Source organism: Prochlorococcus sp. MIT 1342 (assembly GCF_047304495.1).
GTDB lineage: Bacteria > Cyanobacteriota > Cyanobacteriia > PCC-6307 > Cyanobiaceae > Prochlorococcus > Prochlorococcus marinus_D.
This window is the reverse complement of the sequence record NZ_CP138957.1, coordinates 2,150,995-2,168,402: the sequence shown is the minus strand read 5'-3', so window position 1 is coordinate 2,168,402 and position 17,408 is coordinate 2,150,995. Positions and strand designations below refer to the sequence as shown.

Below are 17,408 nucleotides of genomic sequence, written 5' to 3'. Positions count from 1 at the left end.
GCAGAAAATTAAAAGCTATCCCTTTCCATGCTGGCAATAATCAGTCCATCAAGAAGTTGAATGCATAGCTACAGGATCTTAATCCATTTATATCTAGAATCGTTTTGCTGGCAAGCTTAAACGCAGAGTGAATCAGTCGACATTCTGGTGAGATAAACATCTACAAATATCCAAATCATCATGTACTCATGTATATGAAATATTATTCTAGCTGAATTAATATACGGCTTTAATTCTCCGCTATTCCACCTATAGGCAGGTATTGGGGCTTGAAAAGCAACAAACACTTATCAACAAACTTAATAGTATTATTCCAGTGAAAAAATACAAGCCAAGTTCGAAGTGGTAATACTAGTTTGAAGAAAAGGCATCTTGCAATAATGTTGTCAGCGCATTGAGTAATGCACACAAAAGCTGTTCGCCAAAGGTTGAGCCTTGACATGTAGATGCTGTAGGGGCTCCCATATCATCATCAAACATATTTGGGTTGTCATTATCATCATAACAATCGTCCTCATCACAGAATTCACCCTCTGATTCACCCTCGCATAATTCAGGGTCGTCAACACACAATTCATCTGTTGTCTCCTCATTATCATCGCTTGAGTCCTCTTCACATAGGTCAGGATCATCAGCACACCATTCGTCTGCTGTCTCCTCATTATCATCGTTTGAGCCTTCTTCACATAGGTCAGGATCATCAGCACACCATTCGTCTGTAGTCTCCTCATTATCATCGTTTGAGCCTTCTTCACATAGGTCAGGATCATCAGCACACCATTCGTCTGTAGTCTCCTCATTATCATTAGCCGTAGTATTATCATCAACATTTCCACCCTGAATCTCTCCAATCTCATTGAAGAGCGTCTGGCAAAGGCCTAGTTTTCGACTTTGCCCTGAGTAGATAGAGTCACAATCTTCTAATTGACTCACATCCTGGCTGCTTAAATCATCACAAATAGCGCCATAAAATTCAGAGTGAAACTGACAATAATTAGCAGGGCTTATTTGGGAAATGAGAATCTCTCCGGGGAAATAAGCAGGATTCACCTGTGGATGCTCTAGTCTCTCTTTATCAACTATGCTATTCGTAAAAGATGTGGTCAAAGGAGTAGTGTGATTGCTTCTACTTGCAATCAAATAATTTTGACTTTGGCCAAGCATAAATCTCTCAGAAAAAGATCTTGTTAACTTCTCAAGCCGAAGTCTCCTAAGTTTCTTATAACGTATTATTCGCTTAAGAGATGGTTTCGCCGATTCAGAGAGAACCTCCCTAATTGGTCTTGCAACATTCACATAGCGAACAAGAATATTTGCTGGCATAAACTTGAAGGTGCTAGAATTTCGAGCATCTACAAAAAGTATTAGTGCATTATTAGCAGTTACCCTTAGCAACGAATTGCTTCCTTTTGAAGACTTAAGGGGCAGGCTGGTTGCGAACAGACCAAACTTTGCGGCCCTACCTTTATTTGCCTTCAGAAAAGACCTGTATCCTGGATAAATGCTTAACGAGTATTTATCACGACTACGGATCGCAGAGTTAGGCAGCCTTCCTCCCATATACTTATCGAATAAAGATGGCTTGAGAAAAGCACTGTACTGACACCTTGATAAATTTCCACCTGAAGCCTGATAGGAAGACAGACGACTACGTAATTTTGCCGCTACAGCATTAATATTCCTACCATAAAGCCTAAACCTAAATCCAGACACTTGCCTATTTGTCTTTTTATTTTTAAAGCCGCGACAACGCAAGATTGGCTTTTGCATTGTGAGATATCTAAATTTCTTCTTGTTCCCCTTGGACTTGGGTCTTACATTAGTTGAATCCAAATCAGAGGGCAGATAAATCTTGGGTGTTGTATTAGGTGTTTTCTTAGTTGGCGGCAAATAAATCTTGGGTGTTGTATTAGGTGTTTTCTTAGTTGGCGGCAAATAAATCTTGGGTGTTGTATTAGGTGTTTTCTTAGTTGGCGGCAGATAAATCTTGGGTGTTGTATTAGGTGTTTTCTTAGTTGGCGGCAAATAAATCTTGGGTGTTGTATTAGGTGTTTTCTTAGTTGGCGGCAGATAAATCTTGGGTGTTGTATTAGGTGTTTTCTTAGATGGTGGCAGATAAATCTTGGGTGTTGGCTTAGGTGTTTTCTTAGATGGTGGCAGATAAATCTTGGGTGTTGTATTAGGTGTTTTCTTAGATGGTGGCAGATAAATCTTGGGTGTTGGCTTAGGTGTTTTCTTAGATGGTGGCAGATAAATCTTGGGTGTTGGCTTAGATTGATATGGCTGAGTTCTTAAATAAGTTTTTGATTTTTGCTTTTCGTTGATATTGTTAGATTGAGCAATATTCCTTGGTGGTTGAATCAATGCTGGCGTAGTTAAAAGCTTAGTCTCAGACAGAAAAGTACTCTGCGAGGATAGCAATACAGGCGAGTGTGTAACTGGAGGTATAACAGCAGAAGAAAGTAAGCCTAAAAAACCAATAAAGGTATGTGCGGCCAAGGCGTTGAAAGCATCTACCTCAACATACTATGCGCTTTTGGAGATAACGAAACAAAATCTTAGCATTTATTCTCTCGGCTAATTTTAAACGTAGCTTTGATTAATAGGTTAGACACCAATAAGAAGGCAATAAATCACGATTTGCTTTAGAAATAATCCATATCACTGCTAAGTATATGAAAGGCTATTGATCTATCCGCCTTCATTAGCTACTCAACAGCAATTACAGCAGGAGGTCTAGCATGTGTAATCAGGATGTAAACAACTGCTATTAATGCACCTCTGAAAAACTCGGACAAGGCCCATTAGTGAAAAGAAATAGGAGTAATGTAGCTTTGAATGGTGATGGTTTATTACACAATTAAAAGCCTTCAAGCAAGTTTTTCTAGCACGCTAAATGCCTTAATGATGTGCTTCTTGCTTTTACGCCTTTCAGTCTTTGGCATTATTTGAGTGCCCAATTCTTCTTGGGTTTTTCGCGCTTGGTGAGCCGATTCCATTCTCCATGCTTTGCAATCTTTCGGCGATTACCTAGATTAATCTTGTCCCAAATAGCGGCATAATATATTTTCCCTTGGACGTCAACCATTGGCGTTGAGGCTTTTAGTTGATGCCTTTGAGAGTTTGGGCGATGTTGAGTTTTCTCCATGGGCCTATCTAGATAGCATTGCTATCAGCTTATGCCTTTTGATTGGTCTTTTGTGTTTTATCTCGATGAGCTAAGGCTTCTCTTGGTAATCCAACCATTTGCCCTCCTGCCTTAGTGGTCAAGGCTTTCTCTTGAATGGGCAGCCATAAGTATTGGGGTTTTTAACACAATACTCTTCCACAAGCATTCCTGCTGATTCCGCATAGCAACCTGCCGTTGCCGCTTTGCATCCCCAGCCACCTTTTGGCCGTTGTTTACCACTGCTGCAGATACCGTGCCATGGATATTTTTTATTGGTCTGGTTGTCATACCAATATTCGCCACTGAAGACGCATTCTGATTCAAAGTTAAAGGTAAATCCCCCTTGCTTACCCTCTTGGTTGCTGAATGTGCCATGTACCTCTGCTTCTTCGCGTGGTCTTTCTCTCCAGTATGTACGTGTGATCGCAATAGTCCCATAACGATTACCGTAGACACCAGTTCGATATTGACCATTGCTCCTTTTGAATATGAGTGGACCAAACGTTGTCGTAAACTTTTTTTTGTAGGCGGGGTTGAAAAATCCTGACAAGTTTATTCCGCTGTTCCCGGATCCAGTCATTTTGATTGTTCCTGTCCACTGCACACCGGGCGGATAATCGCACACTCCAAATTTTCCGCGAAAACTGTCGGAGGTGAATTTCAGGATGGCAGGTCCCCAATAGTACGAACCATTTACGGGGTAATCACAACGTGGGGTGTTGCGCTTGTTGTTAATCCAGTGCCCAGTGAAATTCCCTGTTGTACTTCTTGCGCCTAGGAGTATATTGCCCTTGAAATTGCCTGTGTAATTGTTTCGCCCTTTTGATTGAAGTTGCAGTTCTCCTTCGCTGGTATTCCAGTATTCAATAGATTGTGCTTTTACTTTGTTAGTTGAGCTCGTTCCTGCAGCACAATGAACTGCTACAGCCGCTACTAAGGCAATCTTCAATGAGTGAATGATTTTGGTCACCGATCGCTCTGTGTCGATGATCTTTAATAGCAATGATGAGAGCCGAGATTGGAATCTGTTTCACTTCTTAAAATTATCTTTGTAGGTTGAGACCGTGGTGTCTGGATTTTTGTCGCGGCTCGGCTCAATCTATGTAGCATTTTGTTCTCATTTTCAGAGCACTGTCTTGTAGGAATGACTCGCTACCCATGGCCTAGGCCTCTCCATCTGTAAGCGGCATTGGAGTATCTGGCGGATGCCTGCATCCGCCAGCTCGGCTCACTGGTCAACTTCGAGCGACTGCGTTTCGACCTCCATTGTCCGCGGGCTGTGAAGACGGCGCAGCGAAATGTTTCCCTTGGGATTCAAGTCGCTATTTATCAAGATGGGATCTCTTTTGCTGGTTTTGAGTAGACTTGGCGAGATGCTCTATTAATACTTGAAATCCACGATGAACAAGATATCATTGGTTAATGAATGATTTCTTTGGTTATTCATTCACCCTATAGCGGTGTTTAAGTTGTTCGGCCGTTTGTGAAACGAACTGGTTCAGACTTTTTAAGTCTTGGAGTGCTTTGTCCAATAAAACATCATCCCCTTTACAGGCTCCGTTAATTCCATCAAGTAGCAATGTGATTACCTTATTGGTATTGCGGACACGCTCACTCATCAGAGTAAGCAGTTCGATCAGCAGTTCGGAGTCATAGATCAGTGCTTTGAGTAGATCGTTACCGTTGATTTGGAGTAGTTCCGCAGGCCCATCAACCACCCGGACATCAGCAGAGTGGGTGCCATCGCCGAATAGGCCCATCTCCCCCAATAATGCTTCGGCTTCTATCACTGTCAGCGTGTGAGGAGATTGACCTTGTTGTTGGATCTCAATCGCCACCTTCCCTTGAGTCAGCAGAAGCAGGTGCTTGGCTGCTGCGTCTTGCTTGAGGAGCAGCTCTCCTGGCTTTGCATACAAGGGTTTGGGATGGAGTGCATTGGCGTGGGTCGCCAGCAATAACTTCAGGCGCTCGCGGACTCGCTGAAGTTGAGGCTCTTGTCCCCACATGGCTGCTATGGATGGCTTTCATTATCTTGGTATGACTGGCAACATCGCGCAAAATAAATGCAAATTGTTGCTTGATGGGTGAACACTGTTTTAGATAAATGAGTAATGTTGGCAACTGGACATCTCTTTTCAAGATGATTGGCCTTTGATCAGTCCTTTTGATCAAGGCTTGATTTATCTTCTCGTCAATTTTGTGCATTTTATAGAATATTTTTTGTTAAAGCGATAGGAAATTTTAAGTTTGAGTTCATATTTTGGCGAAACGATTAACGCTTCAGCTCATTGAAGAGGGCTAATGCGTTAATGATTTATTGATGCTTATTGATGGCAGAGCTTATCGAATGTTTGTAGTCGTGCGTGTGTTAATTGCAGGCGTATTAGATGTAATGGTGCGTGTATTGGTATTGGTAGATGTGCGTGTATTTGTGGCTTGATTGCTTGTATCGTCACTCGATGCATTTCTGGAGCTATAATCTGAATTATTGGTAGAGGTATCGTCTGAGTCATTGGTAGAGGTATCGTCTGAGTCATTGGTAGAGCTATAATCTGAATTATTGGTAGAGGTATCGTCTGAGTCATTGGTAGAGGTATCGTCTGAATTATTGGTAGAGGTATCGTCTGAATTATTGGTAGAGGTATCGTCTGAATTATTGGTAGAGGTATCGTCTGAGTCATCCTTAAAATTATCTTTTGAAGTCTTGTCTGAATTATCGCTAGAGCTATTTTTAGATGCTTTATCTGAATCTTTATCTGAATCTTCATTTTCGTTATTTTTGCTAGACTGATCCTTATTGGTGTTCTTGTTTTTGCTTTCTTTGGACTGATTTAACTCAGTTTGTATTGTATCACTCGTTTCAATGAGTTGATTTATATCGCCAAATGGTTGTTCGTCTTTAGAGCTTAAAATACTATTGCTATTGATAATTGGCGTGCCGTTTTCGTTGGTTCCTAAGGTTAAGTAGATGCCTCTACCATATGTTTGTTTTTTAGGGGGAGGAGCAATAGGAGCTGGTGTATTGCTCAGCAGTTCATTAAATGTTTTTGCTATGACAGTGCTTTCTGGAGGGGGGGTTTGCCCTTTGATATGTTTAATAATGAGTTGGGTGTAATACTTAGGAGTCATTTTCATGCAACTTAGGATAGTTCCGTTTGGATCTATTCTCACTTGCTCGCCAGCTTTGATGACATAGGCATCATTAATCAGCGACTTGACTGGCCCTGAGTCGCAAGGAGTTGAGATTTTTCCGATAGATGCAAATCGCAATTTTGTATTTTTAGATTGCTTGCTCTGGGCGACTTCAGTTCTTAAGGTTTCATCATCTTTAAAAATGGCTGGGGCTTCGACAAAGCTTCCGCCAGTGGGGAATCGATAGGATATCTTGCCTCCTATGGTTGTCTCCGAAATCCCATCGTAGGAACCATAGGTAAATAAATTAAATCTTGGACCGATTGGTATATTCAATCCTACGCGCCCACCAGCATAGTTTTTGCCGATCCCTGCAAGTAGATATGGCGATAAGGATAGGGTGATGGGCTCTTGATCAATTTCAGCAATAGGCATTCCTACCGTCGCACTGGCAAAGGAGAATTGGCTCTCGCAGTTGTCTACGGGCACACCACCAGCAGCTGCAAGCTTCCAACGATTTCGTTCTGTCTCTACTCCTAATGAAAGCTGTGAGCGAGAACAACTATCTTTAATTTGACCCTGCCAATGGGTGTACCCCGCCATAACTCCATTGCTTCTTTGGTTATTGGGATCAAACCAGCGATATCCGAATTCTTGGCTGACTCCCCATGCCGTGTCGAAGTTAGAGGATGACGATGTAAGGCTATAGAGAACTGAACTTCCGCTGTTTTGACTGAGAGGTTGAAAGTATGCTAAGTCACCTAAAATAAGCCCCTCAAAATCACTGTTATTGGCATTATTTCCCCAGATGGTTCCACCAATTCCAATCACCGGATTGAGTCGAGGATAGAGGGTGAGAATGTCCGCGTCTGGCTCGTTGAGCAAGCCTGCTTTAGATTTGCCGCTGATTTGAGCTTCTCCAGTGAGTACAGCGAGGTCATAACTACCTACTTCGTTGATGCTTAAGACATAGGTCGTACCACGAATTCCAAGAACTTTGCTACCGATGCAGCTACGCTGGGTGCCGTTGATCAGGACAGACCCATTGCTTAAACTGAAGCAGTCTTCACCGAGGTTGATCAAGCTGTTTTTGCCGAGATATCCAAGAGCTCGACGATCAAAAAGTAATTCAGTTCTGCTGTTGCCTGTGCTTATTTGTTGTCCCTCTTTGGCCGATTGCTTTACTCGTGCTTGATTTTTATCGATATAAACTTCGTTGCCATCAACAATGCGTTGAATGGTTGCTTGTTTAAGGGATGCAGAGAAAGCAGGGCTAATGAACCCTTGTAATAGGATCAGCCACAAGAAACGTTTGCCTAGCTTCATCGTCAACTCTTTTATTATTTTAATTCTCTACTTGATTCATTCAGGGATTTGGCTTTGCTATGGACGCTTTTAATCGCGTACACGTGCTGTGCTTTTTGGCCTCGTATCTCATAAAGTCCCAAGTTTTTTAGGGTCCATTGGTCGCCGAGGAGTTGAGCTACTTCCTCGCTCATAACCACTGTTTGATTGCTTTGTTTGGCTATTTTTTCGAGCCGGCTAGCAGTGTTGACAGCATCGCCGATCACCGTGTAATCCATGCGGCTGCGGGAGCCAATGTTGCCGCTGATCACAGTGCCATAACTAAGCACAATCACCTGTTCCCAGGATTCTTCACCTTGATGGTTCCAGTGTTGATTGAGCTTTGCTAGCCGTTTCTCGATATCTAAAGCTGCTTCGATGGCGGCTTTTGCATCCATCTGACTGCTTCGCTTGATTGGTGCTCCAAAAACAGCCAAGGCGGCATCGCCAATGAATTTATCCACCGTGCCTCCACGTTGATGGATTGCTTCTACAACTTCGGAGAAATAGAGGTTTAGCCTTTCCACAAGTCGGGGTACTTGACCACTTGCTGACATGGATTGGGTGAAGCTGGTGAAGCTGCGAATATCGGTCATTAACACCACGACTTCCGTGAGTCGTCCACCCAGGATGTCATCTGCTTCCTCAGGTTGATTGGCGATCTCTGCGGCTACGGCTGGTGATAAGTAGCGCCCTAGGCTTTGACGTAGGCGTCGTTTTTGCCATTGGAGTTTCAATGTGGCACCAGCACTACTGATGACTCCTGCCGCGAGTGCTCCAGCAGACAGGCTCACCAAACCAACCTCAAGGCCAAGTTGGGCGATGAATAGGAGGCTTAGTAGCAGTAGCCCTGAAGCAATCGCCGTCAGCATTCCCAGGCGGGTGAGAGGACGTTCCCAGCGCTGAGAGGCCAAGGCCATCAGTACCACCATTACTCCTAGCAACAGCGACCATCCAGGCGATTTGTGGGGGAACAGCAGGGTGCGGCCTTCTATTTGATTGGCGATTTCCGTCGCGTGGACTTCCACGCCAGGCATGCCTGCACCTCTTGCAAATGCCGTTTGGTGTAAGTCTTGTAGTGATGGAGCCGTTGGACCGAGTAGGACGAGTTGATTGCGCAGTTGCCCAGACTCTTTCAATGCTGCATAGCTGTTTGGCTCTAGCAGCTGCCAGATGGAAAGGGTCGGAATCGTGCGCGGTGGGCCGTAGGGATCCAGGAGTGGCAACCAACCATCCCATTTCACATGATGATCCACTGGTAGTTCTGCAGCTTGTAAGAGCGCAACCCCAAGGCTAAGAGGAGTGTTTTTGCCAAGACTCTTGCTGACCGTGGTGGCGTAGGTATTCGGGCGTTGGCGGATCACACCATCAGCATCTTGGAATCCATTGAGTAGTCCGTGTTGGTTTGTTCCCAATGCAGCGCTAAGTGCAGGGGTGGCACGCAGAAGGCTTAGGCCTCCTACAGCACCACGGCTTTCGAGCACTTGTGCTGCCAATACGACTTTGGGTTTGAAGCGCTTCAAGGTGACGGCTAAGACCTGATCGTCGTTTGGGCCATAGATACTTGGACTATCGAAGAGCAGGTCAACACCAACAGCCTTCACTCCACAGGCAAAGAGGCGATCCAACACCGTTGCGTAGATTTTTCGCGGCCATGGCCAATACTGCAAACTACGTAAATCGCTTCTCTCACTTAGATCTGTATTGGATGCTTGTTGCAGGCTGAAGTCGTCAATGGCCACGATCGTGATGCCATCAGGAACCCGACGTGGGCCACGAAGCTCTTGGGCAGCATCGACAAATGCCAGTTCAAGAAGCTCTATTTGGTTGGGATAGAGCAAGCCAATGCCGGCAATCACCACTCCAAGGCTTAAGACAGCCGCTTGGCGCTGGATCCACTTGCCCTTTGTCCCCATCCATGCTCAAGACTGCTAATAACCATGGTGATGCCAGTCGTTCTGAACAGCCAGCTCTTGTTGCATTAGGCAGGAACGGCTTTGTCTTGAGATCGACAGTTTTTATCAGGAATAGTGCATGCTTAGTGTGTGAGTGAAGGTTGACTAATGTGCAAATAATTGATTCATATTGAAGAGTGATTTAGTGGCTGCATTACTGTTCAATAACTAAAAATAATGAAACATGGCTGTTTTCAGCGTTGAGCAGTTGCAGGCTGTGCAATTTTTTTCGGCTTTAACAACGGATGATTGTGAGCAATTATTGGATCGCCATCTTGAGTCCAGTCATGGTGCTGAACAGGTGTTCGTGATGGAGCAAGACTGGGGGGAGTCGGTTTTTCTGTTGTGCTCAGGCATGGCCAAAGTCCGCAGTTATACGACTGATGGCGATGAAGTTGTGATGTCAGTGCTGGGGGAGGGAGATCTGTTTGGTGAGATGGCTGCTCTTGATGAAGCACCCAGGTCTGCTGATGTTGTGGCCTTAACGCCAGTGAAACTTTTGAAGATGAGAGCGTCGCCTTTTGTGGCTTTGCTGCACAAGGAAGTGGGCTTTGCACTTGCCCTTGCTCAGCTTGAGGCATCTCGCTTGCGGGATCTCAATCAGCGTTTTGCAATCCAGACCAGTGATGCCACGACGCGCTTGCTCAATGCATTGGCTTACTTGGCTCGCAAGAGTTCTTCTGCCGATGATCCCAAATCAGCGATTCCACCTTTAGCCCAAAGGGAGTTGGGGCTCATGGCAGGTTTGTCCAGGGAGACTACCTCCCGGACATTGAGCAAGCTGCGCAGTCGTGGAACACTTGAGGAGATCGAAGGCTGCCTGCGTTTGCTGGATCTGCAGCCGCTGGTCAAACGAGGTCTGTTGCCGATTGGCTCTTAGAGCTTTTGAGTACGGTGACGGGTTGAATTGACCAGCCAGAACCGTCTTTAATTTAGGAGCCTTTGGAAAGCTTTCAGAAAAACAAGTTGCTGATCTCCATGGATGCGACTCTTCAGAACTCAATGAGTTGCTGAGATCACAGTTGCTCATGTCTCCGATATAGGAATGATGTCAAGTCCTAGCCTTGAAGGTACGTGGTCTGACGCAGGCTCGCTTCTAGATGGTCCATCAGCCGGCGCACATCGTTGATCTTTAGCTCACCTCGTTGAATCGCAAGTTCACTAGCCAAGCGCAGCCTCTCTAGCAGGAGCTCAGGGTTGTGCTCCATTGCTTCGAGCACTTCGGAATTGGTGTTGCCTCGCACAACGTGGTCTATTTGGTAGCCACCACCAGTTGTCAGCCGGATGTGCACTGCATTGGTACTGCCGAACAGGTTGTGCAGATTGCCCATCACTTCCTGGTAAGCACCGGTGAGAAACATGCCAATCATGTAAGCCTCGTTTTGGCGCAGGTTGTGAAGCTCCAACAGAGTTTTGCTTTGCCCATTCCCGATGAAGCGGTCCAGTTTGCCGTCGGAGTCGCATGTGAGGTCAGCGAAGTGCCCTAGCTGAGTTGGTTCTTCATTCAATCGATGAATCGGCATGAGCGGGAAGAGTTGTTCGATGGCCCAGGTGTCTGGGGCTGAACGGAATATTGAAAGGTTGGCGTAGTAGGTGCCAGCGAGAACAGCTCTTAAACTTTGTAAGTCGTCGGGAATTGTTTCGTTGCAAGGCAATTGGCCCATAATTGCTTCGGCGCAAGCCCATGTGAGTTGTTCTGCCAGAGCTCGCTCTGGCAGACTGATGTAACCCAAGCGGAAGGCAGCGAGGGCATCGTCTTTGAATTTAATTGCGTCGTTCCATGCTTCCTGTAGGCGCGATGTCTCAGACACATCACCCTTGTGAGTTGCCATAACTCCTGCGAGCGTCTCCCTAAGGTTGTGAATGGTGATGGGCTCCGCTCCTATTTGATTGGGTACAGCTCCTGGGACAGTTCCTGTACCAAGGACATCGAACACGAGTATTGAGAAATGACTGGCGATCGCGCGTCCGCTCTCGCTCACCAGGATAGGCAAAGTGATGCCATGGGGTTCACAGCATTCGCGCACCGTTGCGACCACATCATTGGCGTAATTTTGTAGGGAGTAGTTGGTCGATGCTGCGCTTGTGCTGCGGCTGCCGTCGTAGTCGACACCCAGACCACCCCCAACATCCAAATACCCCATGGGGGCTCCCAGCTTGGTCAGCTCTACGTAAATTTGCGCTGCCTCTTGAAGCGCGTCTTTGAGTACGGCGATGTCGTTGATTTGGCTGCCGATGTGGAAGTGCAGTAGGCGCAGATCGCTGAGGAGATCAGCTTGTCTTAAGGCTTCCACTGTGGCTAGCAGATCCGGCACTGAGAGACCGAACTTGGCTTTCTCGCCTACTGAGCTACTCCAATGACCCGTGCTGCGTGTCGTTAGCTTTGCTCGTACACCGATGAAGGGTGCTGCGCCAAGTGTTTGGCTGGAGCGGATAATCCGTTCCACTTCATCGGGTTGTTCAATCACTACCACAGGTTGGCGACCAAGCCTGCGGGCCAGGATCGCGGTTTCGATGTAGCGCTGATCTTTGTAGCCGTTACAGATCAGTAGTGCCTCTGGGTCGTTGACGAGTGAAAGAGCAATCAATAGCTCAGCCTTGCTGCCAGCCTCTAGGCCAAAGTGCCAGTGGTGACCACTTTCCACCAGTTGTTCTACGACGTGGCGCTGTTGGTTGCACTTCACCGGGAATACGCCTTGATATCGACCGGCGTATCCGTATTGGGTAATGGCCTGTTCGAAGGCGCTGTGCAGCCTCTCTAGCCGGTCTTCGAGGATGTCATCAAAGCGGATCAGCAGAGGCAAGTTGAGGTTACGGCTTTTGAGCTCCTCTACCAGTTCCACCAGATCGAGGCAGCTGCCTTGATCGCCGCGTGGCTTGACCTGTACGTGGCCGTTGGCGTTGGCTGTGAAGTAGGGCTCACCCCAGCGATCGAGGCCATAGAGGGCTGCGCTATCTGCAACGGTCCATGACTTGTTGCCCTGGCTTGGGTCGGCTGCCGACATAACGCACGCAGAAGGATTACTGCAGGGGATGCCAAGGAAATCTAGGTGTGCTTTGGCTTTGCTTCCGAATAAGGGTCTAAGCCAATGCTGCTGAGGCCAGTGGTCGTCAAGGGATTGATGGTATTAAAGAGCTGTCGGTCGTCAATTGGCCAGCCAAGTTAATCGCTGTTCGATGCATTGATAAAGATCATTGTGATTGGACCCTCCTCTTTAGAGCGGCTTGGACCTGCCTCACTCACAAGGTCATAGATGATTAGGTCGAATGATTGGATTAACTTGATCGGCCAAAAAGTGTTAGTGCTGAATAGAATAATTGCTTATGGAATAAGGCTTCCGCTCCAGTGCATCATTAGGCCATTGTCAGTTTTGTAGCCATGGCGCTTGCCTGGGATTGCAGCAGCGTGGAAAATTTTTAGGCTTGATGATTTAGTTATCCTCTCGGCAATAGGCTTTCCTGAGATATCAAGAGCCCAATGCACTGCTGTGCAGGTGAAGCACCTTTACTCCTGGTGGATTGGTCTGTTGAAAGGCCTCGATAGAGAGCAGTTCAGTTGAGGGTTAGGGCATTGCTGCGTGTCTGATTCATATCTTGGGCCATTGGTTGGCTTGCCAAGCGGTAACTCCAACAAGGACGATGGCGGCAATAACGGACTGATCAGCATGGCCATGGAACGCACCTTTGTTGCAATCAAGCCCGATGGCGTTCAGCGTGGTTTGGTGGGAGAAATTCTCGGTCGTTTTGAGCGCAAGGGCTTCAAGCTCGTGGGGCTCAAGCAGGTCACCCCCAGTCGTGAGTTGGCTGGTGAGCATTACGGTGTGCATCGTGAGCGCCCTTTCTTCGCTGGGCTTGTTGATTTCATTACCTCCGGTCCAGTGGTTGCAATGGTCTGGGAAGGTGATGGTGTGATTGCGAGCGCTCGCAAGTTGATCGGTGCCACTAAGCCTCTGGAGGCTGAGCCAGGTACCATCCGCGGAGATTTAGCTGTGAACATCGGTCGCAATGTGATCCACGGTTCGGATGGTCCAGACACGGCTCAGTTTGAGATCAACCTTTGGTTCTCTTCTGAAGAGCTCAACGCATGGACTCCTTCAGATCAAAGCTGGCGCATTGAAAGCTGAGGTTGCAAGATTTTGAGTGCCTGATTTGGAGCAAAATGATTGTGCTTTTGATCAGGCTTTGGTGATGGTTGGGACTGACATCATGCTCTTGCCGTCAGTGGGTCTATTCACTGGCTTCAGTTTGATCGCCATGACGCTTTCGAGCTCGGTTCAAGCTGCAGAGACTGCAATGGTTCAGGAGATCGATCCTCCATGGCAATTAGTTGTACATCGATTCCCAACAGGCGAAAGTGAATCAAAAGGCTACTGAGCCTCAGCAAGTCAGCACGCGAGATAGTCGTGGCCAGCTGCTGTTCAATTCCGGATCATCTGGTCGCCTTAACCGTTTTTCTAGGATGCAATTAGGAAGTTGTTGTTATTAACTTAGCCAGGGGCAGATTTTGGAGTTCGGCAAGTAAGATGGATGTACCCGTTCAGCCCGCCTGAGTGTTCGTGGCACCAATTACCTTCTGGAGGTTTCGGCCGACGGGGCTACTGAGGTTTCTTTGTTGGAGGGTGATGGGCTGTTAAACGTTGAGTAGGCCACTCCCGCCAAGAGCTTCTGGTAGGGGGAGTTTGCGACCTTATTCTGAGCAGGTTCCCCAGAATTTCGATATAAAGCTTTCTGGTTTAAATCTGCCAAGTTTTAGATCTTGTTCGGCTACCGGAATGGGATTTTGTTGCTACGACTACCGCCGTAATGGTCAATATTCGGTGGTTACGATTCCGTCGGCTACTAGTCGGCGTTCTGTTGGAATGGTTGAGCGCTGGTGGTGAACTGGCACTTTGAGGGTGTTTGACTATAGTGTTATAGAAATATTTTCATCTTGATTTGAAGTTATGTGATCCATAAAGGTTTTCATCGCAGGGCTTTAGATGGATTCGGCTTGGCTATAGGGGTCAAGCTAGAAGGCATCAGCTCTGTCTTGATCAAGGCGATGACAGCTTTTTTGCTGCCAGGTTCATTCATCATTAATAGGGTGTTGGTTAGTGCGATATCCGTAGCGGCATGAACTCTGAGTCGCTGATGTTGCTGCAAGCCATCGACGATGGCATGGACCAAGTGTTCGAGGAGCTTCGGCCTCGCCGTTTCTTGGCTGGGGAGGAGATTGTTGCTGAAGGTGCTCCGCTGTCGAGTTTGTTGCTGCTGTCTTCCGGCGTGTGTCAGCTGCGTTGGCAAGGCCTTCCAGAAGAGCAAGAACCTCGAGTGGGTCCCGGCAGCTTGCTGGGGGATGTGTCTTTTTTATTGGGCGGTACCGCTAGAGCTCAGGTGGTGGCACTTGAGCCGGTGGAATGTCTCGAGTTATCTCGTGATGCGTTGGAGCGCGTGGCGGAGGAGTCTCCAGCGCTGGCGGCCCGGATCTATCGCGCCCTTGCTGCGATCAATGCTCAGCGGTTGATTGGCCAGACTCATCAGCAGGGTTTGCTTGAGGTTGTGCTCTATGGCAAGGCTCAACGGTTGGATCCAACTATCAGCCAGGTGATTGACCGTTTCAAGCATGCAGCAGCTGCTTTTGAGGTGAACTTACGTCGCACTAGCCCTGACACTAAGGTTCAGCAGGATCTAGCAGCCGCGTTTAGTGCTGTAGTGCAGACGGTCCATGAGGCTTTCCCGGCGCGCTCAGGTGCGGAGCCTGCTACTGAGTGCGCTTCTCTGCAGCTTTTGAGAACGGAGCTGCTCCCTTATTTGCTGCTCACTCGCTCCGCGGAGCGGATGTATCGCAAACCTCGCGGGTATGCCGGAGATTTCTTGACTATTGAGTGGATGTATGCCGACCAGCCTGGTGGTGCTGGGGAGCTAGGGCGGTTTCTGGATCGCTGCTTTCTAGATGAACCGGCTGCGCAGGCAGTTAGAAACCGCCGTGGCCTGCTACAGGAGGAGTTGGAGACAGCACTGCGGCTCACCGAGGAGCGGCCTTTGCGAGTCACCAGCTTGGCTTGTGGACCTGCTGCTGAAGTCTTTGATCTTTTGATAAATCCCGAGCTTGCAAGGCAGCTGGAGTTGACCCTGGTTGATGTTGATCAGGAGGCTCTTGACCATGTGCAGTCTCGCTTGGCGCAGCAAGGGGTGGATCAATACTTCTCGCAGCCAATCAGATTGGCGCGCCGCAATTTGCTGCATCTTTGTGTCGGCCGCCAGACTTTGGATTTACCTCCTCAACATCTGATCTATTCGATCGGTCTTATTGATTACTTCGACGATCGGATTGTCACCCGTTTGCAGCGTTGGATCCATGATGCCCTGGCCCCAGGCGGTCGGTCGATTCTTGGCAATTTCCATACCAGCAACCCCACCCGCGGGCTGATGGATCATTTGCTCGACTGGCGCCTGATCCATCGAGATGAGGTCGCTATGGAATCGCTTGCCAAGAAGGCTGGTTTCGTTCCTGATCAGACCCATTTGCGCTTTGAGCCAGCGGGTGTGAACTTGTTTGCGATCTCCAGGCGCTCAGTTGAGTGATGCTCATCGCTCTATAGATGTCAGTGTTCCGCCTAAAACCGGTCCCAGCGAAAGGCGTGAAGTAGTTGCTGTTGTTTAGTGCTGAGCGGTTCATTACTTAGGCAGTTCTCCAACATCTCGGCTGTGATTGCTGCTAGCAGAACGCCGTTGCGATGATGTCCGGTCGCTAGCCAGAGTCCATCCACGGAAGAGCGACCAAGTAGGGGACCCTCGTCAGGTGTGCAAGGTCGGAAGCCCCACCAGCGCTCCATCGGTGGCCATTGGTTTGCCTGCGGTAGCAGTGAAGCAATGCCTGCTTGCAGTTGTCGTTGGCCAAAAGGGGTGAGGCCTTCTGTAAAGCCTGCATCTGGTTCGCTGGTGGCTCCCACCACGAGTAGGCCATCTTCTCGTGGCACTAAGTAAGTACCTGGGCCAAACACAATTCGCGTTAAGGCATTGCGTGGCCCTTGTAGCGAAAGCATTTGGCCTTTTACAGGGTAAATAGATAGCTCTGGGAGCAGTTGGACGCTCCAGGCACCGCAGCAGAGCACAGCTTCTTTACTAGTAAGTGTGTGTAGCTCTCCTTCAGCGTTGCGTACTCGCACTCCCTTAAAGGTATTGCCATCTTGAAGGAGTTCTTGCACGTTCACCCCTTCCTGGAAGCGAACTCCAAGGTTCACGCAGGCCGTTTCCAGGGCCCGCATTAATTGCCTTCGGTTGTCGATTTGTCCGTCTTGGCTGAAGAGCAAGCCGGCCTGCCAGTTAGGTCCAATGCCTGGTACTTCTCGCTCCAGGCCCGAACGATCGAGGGTCTCACCTAAGTAGGCGGTGGGATAGAGATCTCGCTGCGTTGCCGTGGCGAAGGGCACTACGATCCCGCAGGGTCGTAAACCGCAACAGAGGCCGCTGTCGGCTTCGATTTGCTCTACCCAGGAGGGAATGCTCTTCAGGCTCAGTTGTCCTAGTTGCAGCTGCTCTTTGCAGAGTCCTTCTGCGTGGGGAGCGAGCATGCCCGCTGCCACGAAACCGGCAGCCTCATTGCGGCGGCGGCTTAGTACTTCTACAGAGCGGCCGCGGCGAGCCAATTTATGTGCCACAGCTAGGCCCATCAAGCCGCCTCCCAGGATCAGAACTGATTCAGTACGCATTGCTGCCATGGTCAACTGAATGAACAGTCCAGATCAGTTCAGTGTTTCAGCCTGTTGACCCAACTTCGGCCATGTGAGGGAACCTTTCCATAGGATCAAGGACATGTACCCAGTCAT

The 17,408-nt window shown here is 48.1% G+C and carries 12 protein-coding genes; 5 read left to right on the top strand and 7 right to left on the bottom strand.

What is annotated here, in order from left to right; genetic code table 11:
• Positions 1–351: 351 nt before the first annotated feature.
• On the bottom strand, positions 352–2,499 hold the full coding sequence (locus SIB79_RS11110; protein WP_155724692.1) for a hypothetical protein: 2,148 nt from the start codon (positions 2,497–2,499) through the stop codon (positions 352–354).
• A gap of 767 nt (positions 2,500–3,266) precedes the next feature.
• Positions 3,267–4,139 carry a hypothetical protein gene (locus SIB79_RS11105; RefSeq protein WP_155724693.1) on the bottom strand — a complete coding sequence of 291 codons (873 nt, stop codon included), beginning with the start codon at positions 4,137–4,139 and terminating at the stop codon, positions 3,267–3,269.
• Between the two features lie 219 nt (positions 4,140–4,358).
• Here SIB79_RS11105 and SIB79_RS11100 point away from each other — a divergent pair, with 219 nt between their 5' ends.
• Positions 4,359–4,532 carry a hypothetical protein gene (locus SIB79_RS11100; protein ID WP_155724694.1) on the top strand — a complete coding sequence of 58 codons (174 nt, stop codon included), beginning with the start codon at positions 4,359–4,361 and terminating at the stop codon, positions 4,530–4,532.
• Positions 4,533–4,608: 76 nt separating this feature from the next.
• Here the strand turns inward: SIB79_RS11100 and SIB79_RS11095 are convergent, their stop codons facing one another.
• The 3 genes from SIB79_RS11095 to SIB79_RS11085 all read right to left on the bottom strand — a co-directional run bounded on the left by SIB79_RS11095 (position 4,609) and on the right by SIB79_RS11085 (position 9,561).
• Positions 4,609–5,175, bottom strand: coding sequence for a cyclic nucleotide-binding domain-containing protein (locus SIB79_RS11095; RefSeq protein WP_063404561.1), 567 nt, complete (start codon positions 5,173–5,175; stop codon positions 4,609–4,611).
• A 334-nt stretch (positions 5,176–5,509) separates the two neighbouring features.
• A complete protein-coding gene (locus tag SIB79_RS11090) occupies positions 5,510–7,627 on the bottom strand; it encodes a hypothetical protein (RefSeq protein ID WP_063404563.1) in 2,118 nt (705 codons plus the stop codon).
• Between the two features lie 14 nt (positions 7,628–7,641).
• Positions 7,642–9,561 carry a CHASE2 domain-containing protein gene (locus tag SIB79_RS11085; protein ID WP_063404565.1) on the bottom strand — a complete coding sequence of 640 codons (1,920 nt, stop codon included), beginning with the start codon at positions 9,559–9,561 and terminating at the stop codon, positions 7,642–7,644.
• A gap of 223 nt (positions 9,562–9,784) precedes the next feature.
• Between SIB79_RS11085 and SIB79_RS11080 the strand changes: the two genes are divergently transcribed.
• Positions 9,785–10,480 carry a Crp/Fnr family transcriptional regulator gene (locus SIB79_RS11080; protein ID WP_063404567.1) on the top strand — a complete coding sequence of 232 codons (696 nt, stop codon included), beginning with the start codon at positions 9,785–9,787 and terminating at the stop codon, positions 10,478–10,480.
• Positions 10,481–10,658: 178 nt separating this feature from the next.
• Here the strand turns inward: SIB79_RS11080 and speA are convergent, their stop codons facing one another.
• A complete protein-coding gene (gene speA, locus SIB79_RS11075; RefSeq protein WP_063404569.1) occupies positions 10,659–12,605 on the bottom strand; it encodes a biosynthetic arginine decarboxylase in 1,947 nt (648 codons plus the stop codon).
• Between the two features lie 660 nt (positions 12,606–13,265).
• On the opposite strand from speA, the gene ndk reads away from it, so the two are divergent.
• The 3 genes from ndk (at position 13,266) to SIB79_RS11060 (ending at position 16,164) form a co-directional block, all read left to right on the top strand.
• The gene (ndk, locus tag SIB79_RS11070; protein WP_063405348.1) at positions 13,266–13,724 is read left to right on the top strand and encodes a nucleoside-diphosphate kinase; all 459 of its coding nucleotides are present in this window, start codon (positions 13,266–13,268) and stop codon (positions 13,722–13,724) included.
• Between the two features lie 64 nt (positions 13,725–13,788).
• Positions 13,789–13,974, top strand: a complete 186-nt coding sequence (locus tag SIB79_RS11065; protein ID WP_413681106.1) for a hypothetical protein — start codon at positions 13,789–13,791, stop codon at positions 13,972–13,974.
• Between the two features lie 738 nt (positions 13,975–14,712).
• Entirely contained in the window at positions 14,713–16,164 is a 1,452-nt protein-coding gene (locus SIB79_RS11060) for a cyclic nucleotide-binding domain-containing protein (RefSeq protein WP_081215699.1), read from the top strand.
• Positions 16,165–16,196: 32 nt separating this feature from the next.
• Here SIB79_RS11060 and SIB79_RS11055 read toward each other — a convergent pair whose 3' ends face one another.
• Positions 16,197–17,300, bottom strand: a complete 1,104-nt coding sequence (locus tag SIB79_RS11055) for an FAD-dependent oxidoreductase (RefSeq protein WP_063404573.1) — start codon at positions 17,298–17,300, stop codon at positions 16,197–16,199.
• Between the last annotated feature and the right edge of the window lie 108 nt (positions 17,301–17,408).